Here is a 359-nt window from a genome sequence, read left to right as displayed (position 1 = left end):
GATAACTGGGTATATCACGCATTTAAAGACGGGCAGATAATAGATCTGTTATTCGCTTTAGGAAAGGGGTTTCTGGGGGACCCGAATGGGGTTGTGTTGAGCGATGAGATGCTGGCCAGGGCCCGGCAGGCGAGCCTTGACGGTACGGTATTTCTTATGGCGTCCGTCGAAGACATCATCCACTCGAAACTCCTGGTTTCATGGAAAGCCACCAGGCAGGAGGACTTCCAGGATATTCTTTTGTTGATCAGGAACAGCAAGCACCTGGATTGGGATTACCTGCTGGATAATATCTCGAGATATCCGGTGAGGACGCTGGCGCTTTTAAGTTATGCTATTTCGTGTGAGATAACCGAGGA

At 49.6% G+C, this 359-nt stretch carries 1 protein-coding gene; it reads left to right on the top strand.

Annotation, left to right across the window (positions count from 1 at the left end; genetic code table 11):
* Positions 1 to 359 (top strand): hypothetical protein (locus COY37_RS02715; protein ID WP_286975962.1); only part of this gene is annotated, 359 nt, incomplete at both ends.

This window comes from Candidatus Aquicultor secundus, assembly GCF_002791875.1.
Classification (GTDB): domain Bacteria; phylum Actinomycetota; class Aquicultoria; order Aquicultorales; family Aquicultoraceae; genus Aquicultor_A; species Aquicultor_A secundus.
The sequence above is the reverse complement of the archived record's forward strand: the minus strand, read 5'-3'. Positions and strand labels throughout refer to the sequence as shown.